This is a genomic window from Pseudomonas sp. 05N434 (genome assembly GCF_056396965.1).
Map to the genome: position 1 here is coordinate 1 of NZ_JBFTMK010001147.1, position 436 is coordinate 436.

The following is a 436-nucleotide window of genomic DNA, read 5'->3' on the forward strand; positions in this document are numbered from 1 at the left end:
CCTGCAGCAGTGCCAGTTCGCCGGCCTGGTCGAGGATATAGGTGTCGTCGCCGGCGCCGCCGATCAGCGTATCCAGCCCCGCGCCACCGTTGAGCACGTTGTTGCGTTCGCCGGCCTGGTCGAGGATATAGGTGTCGTCGCCGGCGCCGCCGATCAGCGTGTCCAGCCCCGCGCCACCGTTGAGCACGTTGTTGCCGCTGTTGCCGGTCAGCACGTTGTTCAGGGCATTGCCGACGCCGGTGAGGTTRTCGCTGCCRGTSAGGGTGAGGTTTTCCAGGTTGGCGCCCAGGGTCCAGCTCACCGAGGCGCGTACGGTGTCGATTTCGCTCGCCAGGGTGCTGGTTTCGGTGACCGTGTCCTTGAGGTTGTCGACGATGTAGGTGTCGTTGCCGAAGCCGCCAATCATCACGTCGGCGCCGAGGCCACCGTCCAGCAC

1 protein-coding gene is annotated in these 436 nt (G+C 65.8%); it reads right to left on the reverse strand.

Annotation, left to right across the window (positions count from 1 at the left end):
* The coding region (locus AC1DLB_RS32160) for a calcium-binding protein (RefSeq protein WP_477786555.1) at positions 1 to 436 on the reverse strand (436 nt) is incomplete at both ends.